19 protein-coding genes are annotated in these 15,502 nt (G+C 38.6%); 17 read left to right on the plus strand and 2 right to left on the minus strand.

The genetic code is table 11. From position 1 onward, the window contains the following. Positions 1 to 19 precede the first annotated feature (19 nt). Positions 20 to 370, plus strand: a complete 351-nt coding sequence (rbfA, locus tag IGI87_RS05990) for a 30S ribosome-binding factor RbfA (RefSeq protein ID WP_002360497.1) — start codon at positions 20 to 22, stop codon at positions 368 to 370. 82 nt (positions 371 to 452) lie between these two features. Next, positions 453 to 683: a hypothetical protein gene (locus IGI87_RS05995; RefSeq protein ID WP_438736453.1), complete on the plus strand. Its 231-nt coding sequence runs from the start codon at positions 453 to 455 to the stop codon at positions 681 to 683. Between the two features lie 60 nt (positions 684 to 743). On the opposite strand, the gene IGI87_RS06000 is transcribed toward IGI87_RS05995, so the two are convergent. Next, positions 744 to 1,229 (minus strand): toxin, encoded by a 486-nt coding sequence (locus IGI87_RS06000; RefSeq protein WP_162782438.1) that lies wholly within the window; start codon positions 1,227 to 1,229, stop codon positions 744 to 746. A 35-nt stretch (positions 1,230 to 1,264) separates the two neighbouring features. Further along, positions 1,265 to 1,747 carry a helix-turn-helix domain-containing protein gene (locus IGI87_RS06005; protein WP_002357856.1) on the minus strand — a complete coding sequence of 161 codons (483 nt, stop codon included), beginning with the start codon at positions 1,745 to 1,747 and terminating at the stop codon, positions 1,265 to 1,267. 169 nt (positions 1,748 to 1,916) lie between these two features. Here IGI87_RS06005 and IGI87_RS06010 point away from each other — a divergent pair, with 169 nt between their 5' ends. From IGI87_RS06010 to IGI87_RS06080, 15 genes are all read left to right on the plus strand, one after another. Further along, the gene (locus tag IGI87_RS06010) at positions 1,917 to 2,099 is read left to right on the plus strand and encodes a hypothetical protein (RefSeq protein ID WP_438736454.1); all 183 of its coding nucleotides are present in this window, start codon (positions 1,917 to 1,919) and stop codon (positions 2,097 to 2,099) included. Positions 2,100 to 2,144: 45 nt separating this feature from the next. Further along, a complete protein-coding gene (locus IGI87_RS06015) occupies positions 2,145 to 2,900 on the plus strand; it encodes a DnaD domain protein (protein ID WP_438737403.1) in 756 nt (251 codons plus the stop codon). A gap of 18 nt (positions 2,901 to 2,918) precedes the next feature. Further along, complete coding sequence (locus IGI87_RS06020; RefSeq protein ID WP_113793887.1) at positions 2,919 to 3,761, plus strand: ATP-binding protein; 843 nt, start codon at positions 2,919 to 2,921, stop codon at positions 3,759 to 3,761. Positions 3,762 to 3,827: 66 nt separating this feature from the next. Next, positions 3,828 to 4,220, plus strand: a complete 393-nt coding sequence (locus IGI87_RS06025; protein WP_438737405.1) for a hypothetical protein — start codon at positions 3,828 to 3,830, stop codon at positions 4,218 to 4,220. A gap of 19 nt (positions 4,221 to 4,239) precedes the next feature. Further along, positions 4,240 to 4,647, plus strand: coding sequence for a RinA family phage transcriptional activator (locus IGI87_RS06030; RefSeq protein ID WP_113793888.1), 408 nt, complete (start codon positions 4,240 to 4,242; stop codon positions 4,645 to 4,647). A 224-nt stretch (positions 4,648 to 4,871) separates the two neighbouring features. Further along, on the plus strand, positions 4,872 to 5,288 hold the full coding sequence (locus IGI87_RS06035; RefSeq protein ID WP_164982873.1) for a hypothetical protein: 417 nt from the start codon (positions 4,872 to 4,874) through the stop codon (positions 5,286 to 5,288). Between the two features lie 12 nt (positions 5,289 to 5,300). Beyond that, entirely contained in the window at positions 5,301 to 5,813 is a 513-nt protein-coding gene (locus IGI87_RS06040; RefSeq protein ID WP_002381948.1) for a phage major tail protein, TP901-1 family, read from the plus strand. A 32-nt stretch (positions 5,814 to 5,845) separates the two neighbouring features. Beyond that, positions 5,846 to 6,205 (plus strand): tail assembly chaperone, encoded by a 360-nt coding sequence (locus IGI87_RS06045; protein WP_002357848.1) that lies wholly within the window; start codon positions 5,846 to 5,848, stop codon positions 6,203 to 6,205. 17 nt (positions 6,206 to 6,222) lie between these two features. After that, a complete protein-coding gene (locus tag IGI87_RS06050; protein WP_104854620.1) occupies positions 6,223 to 6,591 on the plus strand; it encodes a hypothetical protein in 369 nt (122 codons plus the stop codon). Further along, a complete protein-coding gene (locus IGI87_RS06055; protein WP_438736455.1) occupies positions 6,581 to 9,514 on the plus strand; it encodes a phage tail protein in 2,934 nt (977 codons plus the stop codon). Before IGI87_RS06050 ends, IGI87_RS06055 begins: the two co-directional genes overlap by 11 nt. Before the next feature lies 1 nt (position 9,515). Beyond that, positions 9,516 to 10,442, plus strand: a complete 927-nt coding sequence (locus IGI87_RS06060) for a distal tail protein Dit (RefSeq protein ID WP_438736456.1) — start codon at positions 9,516 to 9,518, stop codon at positions 10,440 to 10,442. 12 nt (positions 10,443 to 10,454) lie between these two features. Next, positions 10,455 to 11,912: a phage tail protein gene (locus IGI87_RS06065; RefSeq protein WP_438736457.1), complete on the plus strand. Its 1,458-nt coding sequence runs from the start codon at positions 10,455 to 10,457 to the stop codon at positions 11,910 to 11,912. 32 nt (positions 11,913 to 11,944) lie between these two features. Further along, positions 11,945 to 13,714 carry a hypothetical protein gene (locus IGI87_RS06070; RefSeq protein WP_438736458.1) on the plus strand — a complete coding sequence of 590 codons (1,770 nt, stop codon included), beginning with the start codon at positions 11,945 to 11,947 and terminating at the stop codon, positions 13,712 to 13,714. A 23-nt stretch (positions 13,715 to 13,737) separates the two neighbouring features. After that, the gene (locus tag IGI87_RS06075) at positions 13,738 to 14,133 is read left to right on the plus strand and encodes a phage holin family protein (protein ID WP_280210307.1); all 396 of its coding nucleotides are present in this window, start codon (positions 13,738 to 13,740) and stop codon (positions 14,131 to 14,133) included. A gap of 118 nt (positions 14,134 to 14,251) precedes the next feature. After that, positions 14,252 to 15,376, plus strand: a complete 1,125-nt coding sequence (locus IGI87_RS06080; RefSeq protein ID WP_438736459.1) for an SH3 domain-containing protein — start codon at positions 14,252 to 14,254, stop codon at positions 15,374 to 15,376. Positions 15,377 to 15,502: the final 126 nt, after the last annotated feature.

Genomic DNA, 15,502 nt, shown 5'->3' on the forward strand with positions numbered 1-15,502 from the left:
GTAATTGGAGGAAGACACTATGGCAAATTATCGTGACCGTCGTGTAGGCCAAGAAATCATGCGTGAAGTGAATGATATCTTGAACAAACGCATCAGAGATCCACGCGTCCAAGGCATCACTATTACAGATGTTCGTGTGACCGGTGATTTACAACAAGCAACGATTTATTACAGCTTGTTATCTGATTTAGCTTCCGAACAACAAAAAGCTCAACAAGGCTTAGACAAAGCCAAAGGACTGATTCGTAAAGAATTAGGACAACGGTTAACCTTGTATAAAACACCAGAGTTGATTTTTGAAAGAGACGAATCTGTCCAATACGGAAATCACATTGATGAGTTGATTCGTAAGTTGAATCAAGGTGAATAATTAAAAAGAAAAAGCACACCAGACGAATGGTGTGCTTTTTCTTTTCATGATTTCTTGATAAAATAGTCATGGAGGTGCAAAGATGAAAAGGATTATTGCTTTCTATAAAAATGGAGATCGTTATTTAAAAGAAATGGGTTCAGGCAATAGTTTCCTGTACTTTTTTCTTTTCTTCTTTGTACTACATAGTATGCGGGAACGCATTATTCAGTTCATCGGATTTTGTCCGTCATTTATATTCGTCCTTATACTTGTTCCCAATCTTATGCTTGGCGTTGGACATATTAACCATTGGTACAAAAACCGCTCTTGAAATTTCGAGAATACTTAAAAAGCATGGAACAAAATCAATAAGGATTTTGTTCCATGCTTTTTAAGTTAACCCAGTATTTAACACCATCACAGAATAATCCTTAAATTCAAAAATTCGTCCTTTATAAAGATAAGTGGCGCCATACTTTTGTCGATAGTACGTAATCACATTTTTTAATGTTTCAACATCGATTTCCAAAAATTCAGCACAAGAATAATGGTTACTTAAGCCAGCTTCAGAGCAACGAATTAAATCGTCTAACGTAACTAATTGCTCTAAGGCCACATTGCGGGCTTTCAACTCTTGCTTCCGATTTTCTGTACAATTTTGATTTAAAATAGTGCCAACGGATGTTTGATAATGTCCGTATTCTTCGGCTAAAATATGCTTCTTTTGACGAGTACTTAATGTTTTTTCAATATAAATTTTACCATTTCGATACAACCCATAACAACCTGTTTGATTGTATAAATCAATCTCCAAAACTGTCACATCCTTTTGAATGGAACTGACGAGTTTTTCATAATCATTCACTTTACCATTCACCTGCCATTACTTAATAAAAAAGAGTAGATGGGAAGTTAATCCTCTTTTTTGTCAGAAGAAATCGATTGTTGATATTTGGCATCAATTTCATCCAAGTAATCGTGAATTTTCTCGATTTCTTCTTTTGAAAATATCTTTTCTGGATCCCCAGCGTGGGCAGCCAGTGTCATTTCGTCACGGCGAGGGAATGAGAGAATTTCTGCTTGCGTTTGTTGTTCGTGTAATTGTTGTTCGGCAAATTGATAAACGATGGCTTGTCGTTGGGGCTCTAATTTTTTATAAATGCGGTCAATAGTTGAGGCATTTTTTTCCATGGGAACCTCTTGTCCCATCAACCAGGCCTCATTAATGTCTAATGCATCTGCAATGCGATAAACTTTGTCTTGTTTCGCTTCGTAACGACCAGCTAGCCAATCGCTGATCGAAGATTTACCGATGCCAGTTTTTTTCGCTAATTCACTAGGTTTGATGTTCTTGGCTGTTAAAGCCTCTTTTAAACGGATAGCAAAAATGTTCATATTTCCGAACCTCCTATTGCCTCAAAGTATACTATATCTGTTTAGAGAAGGCAAGTAACAATCTCAATTAAAATCACCTGTTCATAAAACCGAACTTATGAGTTGACAGTGAAAATATTTGGTGCTAAGATAGAGCCATTCAGATGTTCGGTTAACTGAACAAATTTTTTTGAGCATCTTGTTCGGAAAACCGTATTTTGGTGGAAAGGGTGAAGAAATGAGTCGGAACTATAAAAAAACGTTGTCGGATATGTTACTTTTAGCAATTATTTTATTAATAAGCAGTGTCTCAATAAAAATTGGGGCCATCGTGATTGGTATGATTGGCTTCATGGAATTACTAACAGAATAACAATAATTTAGTCAAAAGGAGAGAAGCGGATTGGCAGAACGACGCATGTTTGCAAAAACGATTATTGATAGTGATGCGTTTTTAGATATGCCCTTATCAAGTCAGGCCCTGTATTTTCATTTATCGATGCGTGCCGATGATGATGGATTTATCAATAATCCCAAAAAATTGCAGCGAATGGTTGGTTGTGGGGAAGACGATCTAAAATTGCTAATGGTTAAAAAATTTATTCTAGTATTTGAAAGTGGCGTGATCGTTATCAAACATTGGAAAATTCATAATTATATTCGCAGTGATCGTTACAAACCAACCTTGTATCAAGAAGAAAAAAATCAGATTGTTGAAAAAAATAGCAAAGCTTATACGTTTCAAACAGAATCGTCTATTAGTGGTCAACCAGCTGACTACCAACGGTTACCACAGGAAAGCTTAGTCCAGTCTAAATTAGGTCAGAGTCAAGGTAGTAGTTCAGAAAACGACTGTTTAAAGATGATTTATCACTTTTACGAGGAGAACGGCTTTGGCACTCTAGCTTCAAAAACAAGCCAAGATTTTAAGTATTGGTTGCAAGATTTTATTCAAAAAGGGGCTAGCCAAGAGGAAGCATGCCAATTAATCTTGCATGCTTTAGGGATTGCCGTTGATCGAAATAAACGGAATTATGGCTATGTAAATGCTATTTTGAAAAGTTGGGAACAACAAAATTATTTATCCGTACATGCAGTTCTAGTAAATGATAAAAAACAAGTGTTGGAGCATGCGCCACAAATGACAGAAGAATATCAAGAGTTAGGTTTTTAAAGAAAGGAGGAAATCAATATGCATGCGACAGATCAAACTTTTCAAGTACTATTGAGTCAATTGTTAGAAAAAGTTGAAGACCGTTGTCCTGAATGTGGCAGTGAACAATATGTTTGGCAACAGAAAAATAAAGATGGCACAGAACGTTGTGCCCCAACTTGTTGGTCGTGTGGGTATAAAATGCTAAAAAAACATGAACAAGAAGCCACTCAACAACGTTCTCAAGAGAGTTTTATAGCGCGTACACAAAAATTTTTTCATCAAGGGTCCTTAATTGCTGATGATGCGCTACGGCAATGTCGCTTAACCAATTACCAAACCACTGAATTAGAAACAAGACAAGCAAAAGAACGGGCCTTAGCAGCAGTTTCAGCGATTGTTGAAGGAAAGCCAATCCACGTTATTTTTTCAGGGAAACCGGGTGTCGGTAAAAGTCATTTGGCTATCAGTATTTTACATGAAGTCTTAGAACGCTCTGCATATCAAAAGTATTGTTTATTTGTCAGCTACTCTGAGTTATTAGAAAAACTAAAAATGTCCATGAATGAGTCGGCCAAAAGCCAAGCAAAGGCTCAAGCGTATATTACTAGAATGAAGAAAGCAGATGTTTTGGTCTTAGATGATTTAGGTGCTGAATTAGGAATTAAAAATAAAGTTAGTACGGATTTTAATAATGATATCTTAAATCGAATTTTAGAAGCTAGACAGAATAAAGCAACTATTTTTACTACTAATTTTTCTGGAAAACAACTAGTGGCGGCCTATGGAACACGTATTATTTCTCGTCTAATGAAGCACGCCAGTGGCTATGTTTTCCAATATAAAGACACAACAGACAAACGAATGAGGAGTGTGAAATAAATATGTTAACAATTATTATTGGGTTTATCTTTTGGACAATGACACTGATGTTAGGTTATCTAATTGGTGAAAGAGAAGGCCGTAAACATGAGTAATTTAATAAAACGTAAAAAAGATTTATTTGAAATGAAAAGCGTTGTATTTAAAGATATTTCAAAGCAACAAAGCGAAAAAGCACAAAAAAGAAAACGACTCTTACAACTAATGAATCAATATCCCGATTGGACAAGTCAGAAAAATAAACCTATTATGCAGAAAATTCAAGAATTAGGACAAGCAATCGGTGATTGGTCGATGGATCAATCAAGACCCATCCAATCCATCAAGGCCGCATCGTTTACAAAAAGCGAGTATCTCTATTTAATTTGGCTCGGTTATTCAGATGAAGCGATTCGTCACGGCTTAGACATGTCGAAAGAGTGTTATTTTATTTATCGATTAACACTTTTAAATGAATAAAAGTAAAGGAGACTAACCAATGCGTACGTCAACATTTAACTATATCAAAGATATTTTAGCAGACTTTTATAAAACAGATGAGTATATCCGTCAACGGGAAGAAGAATTACGGCACCCTTATCAAGAAGCGGATTTAAATGCTGGTATTAAAGGACAAGGACTTCACTCTGTAGTGACCGAACGAATGGCGATTACGATAGCTATGGATCGTCGTCTGTGGAATTTAGAGAGAAATCGAGACATTATCAAAAGTTGTTTAGCTGAAGCGGATGAACAAACGCGCGTGATTATTGAAGAACTATATATGAAAAAACGGCCCTCTTTAACATTAATTGGACTTGCCCAGCAATTATTTATTAGTAAAAGCCAAGCCTATAAATTAAGAAATCATTTCTTTGAAGCAGTGGCAGATGAACTAGGGATGTAAACATGGAAAAAGCGTGGAATTTTTTCAGGTGTCAACATGGTAAATTAATAGTGTCGAAAGAGATAGATAAACGTGAGGCAACTCAAAAAGAAATGAAGACACGAAATTCTATGATTTTGACTGCTTTCTTGTGTCAGTTATGAAGGAGCAGAAAATGCCGGCTACTTTCAAGATCCTTCATTTTGACTAGAAGAGAGCCAATTTGTTAACCAATCCTGAATCTTTTGAATGGAAAGGTGGCGCTAAAAATGAATGAAGCGGAACAAGAGTTATATGAAGCACTTGTTGCAATCTGCCAGACGTCAGGATTTTTGTTGCTAGAGGAACTGCCGACAGATTTACCAGATCAGCCATTTGTTTGCTTAGGCGATAGTAAAGAATTACCTAAATCAACTAAATCAGCTATTTTGGGAGAAATTGAATTAATGATTCATGTTTATGGTGCGTTATCTGAACGTCAACAAATTTCTACAATTAAAGGAACGATTTTACGGCAGGCAACCAGTAACTTAAAACGAACGGCTCATTTTAATTGGGGTATCAAACATCAAGAAGTCAAAGCACAAATGGTAAAAGATACCAAACAAATGAAAAAAACAATTTGGCATGCTGTACTACCATTACACATGCAATTTTATTAGGAGGAATTATCAATGGGAGAAGTTATGCAAGGAAAAGACCGTATTTTATTAGTCCGTCGCTTGGATGAAGCAGCGACAAAGAAAGCAATGAAACCCTTATTTCAAATTGAACATGAATGGGAATTCTCACGTGAATCGAGCGGTACGCAAACAAAAGATGGCGTTGCGAATGCTGTTTCTGGTTTAGAAGTTACGTTATCGTTAAGCGGTTTAGCCTCTCGAGATGATGAAAATTTATACATGAAAGACGCAGTTGAAGATGGCATCTTAATGGAATTTTGGGATGTTGATTTAAAAGGTGAAAAAAATGCGGAAGGTAAATATCCAGCAATTTATGCCCAAGGTTATGTAAATTCATGGAGTTTACCAGCCAATGTAGAAGAATTAGTAGAAATCGAAACAGAAGCCTCTATTAATGGCAAACCACAAGATGGCTTTGCAACAGTAGAAGCAGATATTATTGCGGAAGCACAATATGCGTTCCAAGATACCGTGCCAGATAAAGCACCACAACCTGGCGCATAATCAAAAAGTGTTGAATTTTAGGAGGATAAAAAATGAATTTAGAGATTAACGGAAAAACAATTGAAGTGAAATTTACGATTGGCGCGATTCGCGAATTAGATAAACGTTACCAAATTGAGAATGGCGCTGCCAAATTCGGCATGGGCATCAGTTCAGCAATGATTTATTTACGCCAATACAATCCAGTAATCTTAGTTGACATCATGGAAGCCTTACAAAGTGGGCAATTAAAAATAGGTAAGTCGGAAATTGAAGCATGGTTAATGACCCAAGATGTCAAAAAACTTTCAGATGATTTGCTTAAAGAAATGGGAAAGCAACCTCTTACAAAACCAATGATCGATCAGTTCAGCAAAGAAGCGAAGAAAGCAGAAGCGCAAGCAACCAACTAATTAAAACGAGCGATGACGTGTATCACGACATCGCTCTTTCTGCTTTTCGCTACTTAGGCTGTCGTTCATTTGAAGAAGTGGATCAGATGACCATGTCTGAATTTGAATTACGAATGATTGCTTTTAATTTAGCAGAAGTAGATGAAGAGCGGAAAAGGCACGAGCTTGCCTACTTAAATGTTAAAGCGCAAGCGACAAACAAAAAAGGAAAACCCGTTTTTGAAAGCTTTAAAAGTTTTTATGATTATGAAAAACGAGTTGCTGAAGTTCTGGCAGTTAACCAGCCACAACGAACAAAATTAAATGAGCGGAAAAAAACGCAACTTGCCACTGTGGCAGAGCGTCTACGCCGCTATCGAGAAGGGAGGAGAGTAGATGGAGAATGACAAAGAAAAAACGCCGTTATCGGAGGCAAAGAAAAGCCTTGCAGGCGTCCAACAAGCATTAAAAAGTATGAGCGGTGAGTATGCCTTATTAAGTGGATATTTAGGGAAAATTAGTGCGGGTGTCAATCAGTCAGCCACGGTCATGAACACATTTAAAACCGTCATGCAACAATCTGGAGAAACAGTGAAAAAAACAGGAGACGAAACAGCAAAGGCAGCAGATCAAATGAACACAGCGTTAACAGATTCTGCTGAACAAGCCGGTGAAGCAGCTAAAAAAGCGGGGAAAGAAACCTCTGATGGCTTTACTAATGCACAAAATAATATGCTGAGCTTTGGGACGGCCATGACTAGTGCCGTTTCCTTACCTATGCTGAACGTTTTAAAAACAGCTATGGGCGTCGGTGCTGGGGTCAGTGGCGAATTTCAGGGAATGCAAGGACTGATTATGGCCAGTGCAGGAGGAATTTCTGATTCATTGCAAGGCGAGTTGCAAGGGGCATTGAATCAGATGAATCAATCATTTGAAGCGGCGGCACAAGTGATTCAAAGCGTGCTGGCTCCAGGAATGGAAATTTTGGTTCAAGTGGTTATCACAGTCGTCAAAGGCATTACAGCTTTGGTGAATTTATTTATCAAATTACCAAAACCCGTCCAAGTTTTAATTGTTGCCATTATGGGCATTTTGGCCGCCATTGGGCCCATGCTGATTATGGTAACGATGGCTCAGCAAAAATTTCAACAATTTAGTGCTGGTTTGGCTCTTGTACAAGGAAACATTGGGAAGTTAGGTGGCGGCTTATCAAAACTAAGTGCTAGTTTTAGTGCCTTAAGTGGAGGACCATTAATTTTAATTGTCGCAGCCGTTTTAGCAGCTGTAGCAGCGTTTATTTATTTCTATAAAACCAATGAAACATTTAGAAATAGTATCAATCGCTTAGCTAGTGCTATTCAAGGAGCTGTTTCAGCGGCGTTTGGCAAATTGGTAGGACTGCTACAACAGATCCAGCCGGCCTTTCAACAAGTAATGGCAGTTTTTAAACAATTTTTTGCAGTAGGCTTAGAGAAAATGGCGACTATTTTTTCAACAATTGGTCGTGTGCTAGCAGGCGTTTTTGCCAGCGGTTTGCAATTAGGTAGTAACTTATTAGGGCAATTTGGTGGCACCTTTGACAAAGCTGGTTTAGCGGTTGGTCTTTTGGTAAAAGTTCTGACAAAAGTTGCACTGGCTGCATTAGGAATTTCTGGGCCGTTTGGTCTAATTATTTCCTTGATTGTTTCATTCGTGACGGCCTGGATGAAAACCGGTGATTTGAGTGCGGGTGGTATTACCCAAGTCTTTGATAATTTAGGTAACACGATTACATCGGTTACAACAATGCTTGCGGCCAATCTACCGAAAGTTATCCAACTTTTTACAACCGTCTTAACCAGTATTCTCGGGAAAATAACAGAAGCTATTCCAAGTATCGTCACAGCGTTATCTAGTTTAATTACGTTAATTGTTGGTGCGATCGTTGCCAATTTGCCACTTTTAGTTGAAGCGGCAACACAAATTATTACTACGTTGATTCAGGGGATTACAACAGTCTTACCAATGTTGATAGAAGTTGGTTTGAGCTTATTAATGACTTTAGTTAATGCGATTGTCACCGCCTTGCCAACAATTACAACTGCAGCGATTAATATCATCACTACATTAGTAGCAGCTTTTGTCACAGCGTTACCGATGCTAGTTACAGCAGGTGTTTCAATTATCACGGCCTTAGTCAATGCATTTGTTACGATGTTACCGTTGATTTTGACTGCTGGTTTACAAATTTTGATGGCATTAATCACTGGGATTATGACAATTTTACCTCAGTTAATTCAATCAGCGTTGACAATTATTCTAGCGTTAGTGACAGCGTTGATAGGTGCCTTACCACAGATTATCAGCGCCGGTGTCAAATTGTTAATGGCGTTAATTCAAGGAATTATTTCGATTTTACCAACCTTAGTTGCGGCAGCTATTACCTTAATTTTGACATTGGTAAATGCCTTAATTGGTGCCTTACCACAAATCATCAGCGCAGGTGTCAAATTGCTAATGGCTTTGATCCAAGGGATTATTTCAATTTTACCGCAACTGGTTACTGCAGCAATTACGCTAATTACCGCTTTAATGGGTGCGTTAATCAATGCGTTGCCACAGTTGTTAAGTGCTGGGATTCAACTGATTCAAGCCTTAATTAATGGTGTACTCAGTCTATTGGGTGCCTTGTTGTCCGCAGCAGGAACATTAATCTCACAAATGATCACGAAGATTGGTTCTTATTTTGGTCAACTGTTAGCTTCAGGAGGACAGTTAGTTGAAAATATCAAAAATGGCGTTATCAATGCAGCCGATCAGGTAAAAAATGCCATTGGTTCTGTAATTGAAGGTGCTTGGCAAGCAATCCAAGGTTGGTTTTCAAAATTCACTGATGCCGGTGCGAATATTGTCGGCATGATTGCTGATGGAATTACAGGCGCAATTGGAAAAGCCAAAGAAGCAATCGATGGGGTCGTCAGTAAAATTCGTAACTTTTTACCATTTTCACCAGCAAAAGAAGGTCCCTTATCTGATTTGCATAAATTGAATTTCGGCGGCACGATTGCCACGGGGATTTATGCAGGAGAAACAGCCGTTAGTAGAGCAATGGCTGCTATTTTAGATTTACCGCTGTTAAATGATTTTGCCTTGGACTTAGCTGGTCGAGGAAACTTCACGGCAACGATTGACCATCGTTTAGAAAATGATGCATACAATCGACCATTATTTGTGACAGTAGAGTCAACGTTAGATGGAAAAGTTGTCGCAGCAACTACGGCACCTTATTTAGCAACAGAGTTACAACGACAACAAGTGAAACAAAATAACCGCTTAGGAAGGAGAGGATAACATGTATAAATTTGTTGATACCAATCAAACAACTCGTTCAACGCCTCTTCCTTCAGAAGCGTTGAACTTTAATGGCCAATTTTTAGAAAAAGTCATCCCTGGCTATCAAACATTATCAGTTTCAGGACGAGAATTAGTTCCAAGCGAAATTGAAAGCTATCAATTAGGGATTCGTGATGGCAAACGTCACGTTTATGCGCGGATTCCAGAACGAGAATTAACAGTTAAATATCGCCTTTCAGCTGTGAATAATGAAGCATTTCGAGATGCATTTAATCATTTAAACGTTGCTTTATTTACGGAAAAAGACGTTTCTATTTGGTTTAACGATGAACCGGAAATGCTGTGGTTTGGCAGTAAGTCTTCAGTGAGTGATGTACCCGAAGGCGTTAACCAAGTAACAGGCACCTTTACTTTATTGCTTTCTGATCCGTATAAATACACACGGAGTGATGCGACTAGTGTGATGTGGGGTTCGCCAACCATTACATTTCAAGCGAATTACTTAATGGGGAATACAGGCTCAGGTGCAGTTGATTTTCCAATTTTAATTGAAGGCGGGGCCTATTGGGGATCAACCATGATTACGTTTCAAAATCGGGCTTACACGATGGGGGATTTAGGCAAAGAAGTTCGGCCAATTGAAATTTATCCTACGGTCGAAGGATTAAAAGTCAAACCGACCATTATTTTAACAGGAACCGGACGTGGTGTTTGGATTAAAACACGGAACGATACAATTAACTTAAGAGACTTTGATCGTTCGGAAATTATCATTGATACTGAAAATTTTTATCTGACAAAAAATGGTGCACCGATGATTCGACCAATGAACGATTTTTATCTATATCCCAATGAACCGCTGTATATTCAAGCCAAAGATAGCGACTTCCGCTTGACGATTCGCTATCCTAACCGATTTGTGTAGGAGGGTGATTAAATGTTAATGGCGCTGGATTTGAAAAGAACATATACGGCAATCTTGGATAATGCCTATCAAGTCAGTTATGAAAAAATAGAGAACAAAATTGGCAGTTTAGATTTTACCATGCCGTTAGATGATCCGAAGAATGAATTTATTGCAGAAATGCAATGGGTGGAACTGACCGACAATGAGAATGAATATATTGGTTTATATCGCGTGATGCCAACCACAATTAAGAAAGATGCGAACAATAATCAAATTCACTACTCTGCCACAGAAGCATTATGTACCTTAGGTGATACTGTCCTTTTTGGTTGTCACGAAATTAAAAACAAAACAACGAAAGAGGCCATTCAATTTCTATTAAATAAACAAAAAACAAAGCATTGGGTCCTAAAAAAATGTGATTTTTCAAGGAAATTAACCTATAAATGGGAGAATGAAAATGGGCTAGTCGAGCCTTTATTTAGCATCCCAGCCGATTTCGAAGAGGAATATCTTTGGCAATGGAATACAGAGGTCTATCCTTTTGAACTTTCATTAGTCAAACCACCAACAGAACCAGTTGCGCGAATTCAAGAAGGTTACAATATGCAAGGATTTGAAATAGAACGTAACCCCAAGATGCTAATCAATCGGATTTATCCATTAGGTTCAGGCGAAGGTGTTAACAAAGTCAATATTCGCTCGGTCAATCAAGGGGTTCCGTATTTAGAGAATAAGGCCGCAATTGACCGCTATGGTTTATTGGAGGCAATTTGGGTGGAACAGCGTTTTTCTGATCCCAAGGCATTAAAGGAAAATGCTCTGCGAATGTTAGCAGAATGGACTAAACCGCAAATTTCTTGGCTAGTGACTGCAGCTGATTTGATTAAATTAACAGATCAACCTTTGGCAATTGATCGTTTGCGGTTGGGTACGGTTGTCATGATTAATACGAATGAGTTTGGGAGTGTCAACCTTCGTATCAAAAAAGAAAGTAAAAAAGATGTCTTTGGTGCCCCCCAAGACATTCAGCTAGAGTTGGGAAATCTGCAAGAAACAATTCATAGTACCATGACAGCTTTCAGTCGGAAACAAGAGATTAGCGAAACTTACGCACAAGGGGCGACGACGCTTTTAAATCGTTCAGTACAAGGAGAACTTAGCAAGACACAGCCAGTGGAGCTGAATTTATACTTTGACGAGGACATTCTTTACGTAAACACCGCAGAATTAACGTTCAAGGCAACTACTAAAGGACCTTCGCATTCTGTAACGAACATTGATGTGGTAGTGGATGGCAAAAAATTACCCCAACTATCATTGCAACAACAACGGCTCAACATTTTGAGTTATTTACGAAAAACAACAGATGGAAAAATAGAACGCGGCAATCACACGCTTCAATTTTTCTCTCACCAGCCACTATGGTTGGATGCTTCGGTCATCTGTCGTGTGTATATTCAATCCCAATTGGGTGGCCAGTTTTAATAAAATAATGAAAATTAGAGGAGTGTGACGAAATGTCAGTAGAACATATTGAAGAATTAGATACCCTGAATCAAGGTCGCCTTAAAATCAATGCAATCTTGGATCAGTCAAATGCGTCGGCTGAGAAAGTTGATGCTTACCAAGTCCAGTTAACGAATGGAATTTCTGAAGCGAAAAACATCGCCGATGAAGCTGGCAAAGAAGCTGTACAAATTGCTACCGATGCAGGCAATCAAGCAAATGATACAGCGAACCAAGCGATGAACAATGCCAAAACAGCCATCACGATTGCAGGAAACGCAGTTTCAACGGCAAATAATAATAAACAAGAATTTGATACTTTACGAAATGATTTCGATCAATTAGTTGCAGAAGCAGGTGATAGTAATCCAGAAATTGTCCAAGCACGCACAGATACACAAGGCATCAAACAAGCTACCTTAGCGAATCGTCTTCAAATTGATTTGAATGACCGCATGACAAAAGCAGATGGCATTTCTTTATTGGCTAAGCCAACTACTGTCAAAATGAAGTTAGACTTTAACGGTAAAACGGCCGGCAATATAGCCACCAATGCAAACAGTTATTCCACTGATTTTACGGCTAAAATTCTTAAGAAGCCAACAGATGTTTGGGAGGAAGTTTCCCAAGTGGACTACAATAAAATGGCCAGCCGTGATGATGAGGGTGTGAAAACAGGTTCTACCCAAAGCGGTGTGATTCCACAACAATTAGCAGCCTTCAATCTCGTTGAAGCCGCAAAAAAATTAATTCCACAAATGTTTGAAACATTCACAACTGACGAGGCGGTGACATTTATTCGCCAGAACGTGCAATTTTTTACGATTAATCAACGTGTGAAAGCCGCTGCGTCCAATAATCAAACGATTAAAATCGCTGCGTATTTACCAACTACGGATAATTGGGTCACTCAAATCCAAGAATCAGCAAAAGAGTTCAGCGATTTTTCAATTCAAATCAATGATCAGAATTTTATCACAGATGAAGGTTTCATTTATTTAATGAGCTATACTGATTCATCGAATGGTGTGACACCAGCCAGCTTAGAAGTTGATTACGTAGGACTTCATATTGGTCTGTCTGTTGATGCCCAAGCGGTTTTAGCGAAGAGTGGTTTTGTTCAAGCAGCGCAACTCAATACCCATGTGGAAAATCAGGATAATCCGCACCAAGTAACCGCTGAACAAGTGGGGCTGGGCAATGTAGAAAATTATGGCTTCGCATCAGACAGCGAAGCAGTCGCGGGAACTTTAACGAGTAAATATATGCACCCGAAAAACGTTGCGGAAGCGATTAAAGGTCAAGCTGTGACACAAACAGGTGATCAAGAGATTGCTGGGGTGAAGAATTTCGTAACTATGCCAACCGTCAATGGCGCACCTTTGGAATCCTCTAAAATGGCTATTTATGAAGCTAGTGGAGTTGGTGAAGTCGAGACAAAATATCAGGCGGCCTTTAATAAGGATAATATGAAATTTGTATTAATTAGGGTAGGAAATCGTGTTGATGCATTTGTAAGATGTAATTTGAGTGATCCGACGAAATTGAATAACCAGGTAGTCAAAGTTTTTAATGTTCCCACAGGTTATAGTATAAACTCTGTTATCAAAAGAAATACTTGGAATATTCCTTTAACAGCAGTTCAATATAATTTTCCTCAACCAATTTGTACAGCCTTGTATGAGATGGATAATAAGGGAATTATATTTTGTGCTAACCGTGGTGGAAATATTTACCTACAAGGAAGTTGGTACACGGACGATCCGTTTCCGACAAAATAACAAGCTAGTTTAGGAGACTTTTTATGGAACGTTATCTCAACACAATAACAATGCTTTTAAGCATTTTCGGTGGGATTGTCATACGTTTATTAGGTGGATTAGATCAATTGTTGGATGTCTTCCTCTTTTTAATGATTGTCGATTTCATCACAGGTTGGATTAAGGCAATCGCCACAAAAGAATTGTCCAGTCGGATTGGTATGCTCGGAATTGCGAAAAAAGTGACGATGTTATTTGTGGTTGCCGTAGCGGTTCGTGTTGAAAAAGTTGTGGGGAACAATTTGCCAATTCGAGAAATGGTTCTGATTTTTTACATTGCGAACGAAGGACTTTCTTTTTTTGAAAACATTGCGACCTTTATTCCTATGCCGAAAAAGTTAAAAGAGTTATTTATTCAGTTAAAAAATAAAGATGATTAAGTAGAAGTGGTCGGGACAAACGTAGAACTTTCGGCTGATTGCCGAAGAAATTACTTATGTCTCGCTATTTATCTGCAGGTTTAAGCCGTGGAAGGGAAGTCATTTTGATTTTCCTTCCATGGCTTTTTTTAGAAAGGAGTATGCTATGTTTAAAAAATTAATGATTCAACTTGCTTTAGTGATTGTCTTAAGTTTAACGATTCCGATGACGACTTGCGCTTACACTATCGAAGCGGATCCAATCAACTTTGCTTATTTTCCCGGCTCTGCAAGCAATGAATTAATTGTTTTACATGAATCAGGAAACGAGCGGAACCTAGGACCACACAGTTTAGACAATGAAGTGGCCTATATGAAACGAAATTGGTCAAATGCTTATGTCTCATATTTTGTCGGATCTGGTGGACGAGTGAAACAATTAGCTCCTGCTGGTCAAATTCAATATGGCGCAGGTGCTTTAGCTAACCAAAAAGCCTATGCGCAAATCGAATTGGCTCGAACGAATAATGCGGCGACGTTTAAAAAAGATTATGCTGCCTATGTTAATTTGGCTCGTGATTTGGCTCAGAACATTGATGCTGATTTTTCGCTGGACGATGGAACAGGTTATGGAATAGTCACTCATGATTGGATTACAAAAAATTGGTGGGGAGATCATACAGATCCTTATGGTTATTTAGCGCGTTGGGGGATTAGTAAAGCGCAGTTGGCACAAGATTTACAAACGGGCGTTTCTGAAACAGGCGAGACTGTCATTATTCAGCCTGGTAAACCTAATGCGCCAAAATATCAAGTAGGACAAGCAATTCGTTTCACTTCAATCTATCCAACACCAGATGCTTTAATCAATGAACATCGATCAGCAGAGGCACTTTGGACACAAGTAGGAACAATTACAGCGAAATTACCCGACCGACAAAACCTTTACCGTATTGAAAATAGCGGACATTTGTTAGGCTATGTGAACGACGGTGACATTGCTGAACTTTGGCGCCCGCAAACGAAGAAATCATTTCTAATTGGTGTGGACGAAGGCATTGTTTTAAGAGCGGGACAACCTAGTCTGTCAGCACCCATTTATGGTATTTGGCCCAAAAATACTCGCTTTTATTACGATGCGTTCTATATTGCAGATGGGTATGTTTTTATTGGTGGAACAGATACGACAGGCACGAGAATTTATTTGCCAATCGGACCAAACGATGGCAACGCACAGAATACATGGGGAGCATTTACTAGCTAAAAAAAGCCACAAACTCTGATAAAAGCAGAGTTTGTGGCTTTTTTTGCATTTAGGAGAGATTTTGCTAAAGGGAATGAGCAACGGAGACTGCGTAGCTGGGCACTTTTATGCTATAATGACAAAGTT

It is taken from the genome of Enterococcus sp. DIV1444a (genome assembly GCF_051712125.1).
GTDB classification, from domain to species: Bacteria; Bacillota; Bacilli; order Lactobacillales; family Enterococcaceae; genus Enterococcus; species Enterococcus faecalis.

What these genes read in the sequence shown, in the direction of transcription:
- rbfA (WP_002360497.1), top strand. Translation starts at nt 20, where the DNA reads ATGGCAAATTATCGTGACCGTCGTGTAGGCCAAGAAATCATGCGTGAA.
- IGI87_RS05995 (WP_438736453.1), top strand. Translation starts at nt 453, where the DNA reads ATGAAAAGGATTATTGCTTTCTATAAAAATGGAGATCGTTATTTAAAA.
- IGI87_RS06005 (WP_002357856.1), bottom strand. Translation starts at nt 1,747, where the DNA reads ATGAACATTTTTGCTATCCGTTTAAAAGAGGCTTTAACAGCCAAGAAC.
- IGI87_RS06015 (WP_438737403.1), top strand. Translation starts at nt 2,145, where the DNA reads ATGTTTGCAAAAACGATTATTGATAGTGATGCGTTTTTAGATATGCCC.
- IGI87_RS06020 (WP_113793887.1), top strand. Translation starts at nt 2,919, where the DNA reads ATGCATGCGACAGATCAAACTTTTCAAGTACTATTGAGTCAATTGTTA.
- IGI87_RS06030 (WP_113793888.1), top strand. Translation starts at nt 4,240, where the DNA reads ATGCGTACGTCAACATTTAACTATATCAAAGATATTTTAGCAGACTTT.
- IGI87_RS06040 (WP_002381948.1), top strand. Translation starts at nt 5,301, where the DNA reads ATGGGAGAAGTTATGCAAGGAAAAGACCGTATTTTATTAGTCCGTCGC.
- IGI87_RS06045 (WP_002357848.1), top strand. Translation starts at nt 5,846, where the DNA reads ATGAATTTAGAGATTAACGGAAAAACAATTGAAGTGAAATTTACGATT.
- IGI87_RS06055 (WP_438736455.1), top strand. Translation starts at nt 6,581, where the DNA reads ATGGAGAATGACAAAGAAAAAACGCCGTTATCGGAGGCAAAGAAAAGC.
- IGI87_RS06060 (WP_438736456.1), top strand. Translation starts at nt 9,516, where the DNA reads ATGTATAAATTTGTTGATACCAATCAAACAACTCGTTCAACGCCTCTT.
- IGI87_RS06065 (WP_438736457.1), top strand. Translation starts at nt 10,455, where the DNA reads ATGTTAATGGCGCTGGATTTGAAAAGAACATATACGGCAATCTTGGAT.
- IGI87_RS06070 (WP_438736458.1), top strand. Translation starts at nt 11,945, where the DNA reads ATGTCAGTAGAACATATTGAAGAATTAGATACCCTGAATCAAGGTCGC.
- IGI87_RS06075 (WP_280210307.1), top strand. Translation starts at nt 13,738, where the DNA reads ATGGAACGTTATCTCAACACAATAACAATGCTTTTAAGCATTTTCGGT.
- IGI87_RS06080 (WP_438736459.1), top strand. Translation starts at nt 14,252, where the DNA reads ATGGCTTTTTTTAGAAAGGAGTATGCTATGTTTAAAAAATTAATGATT.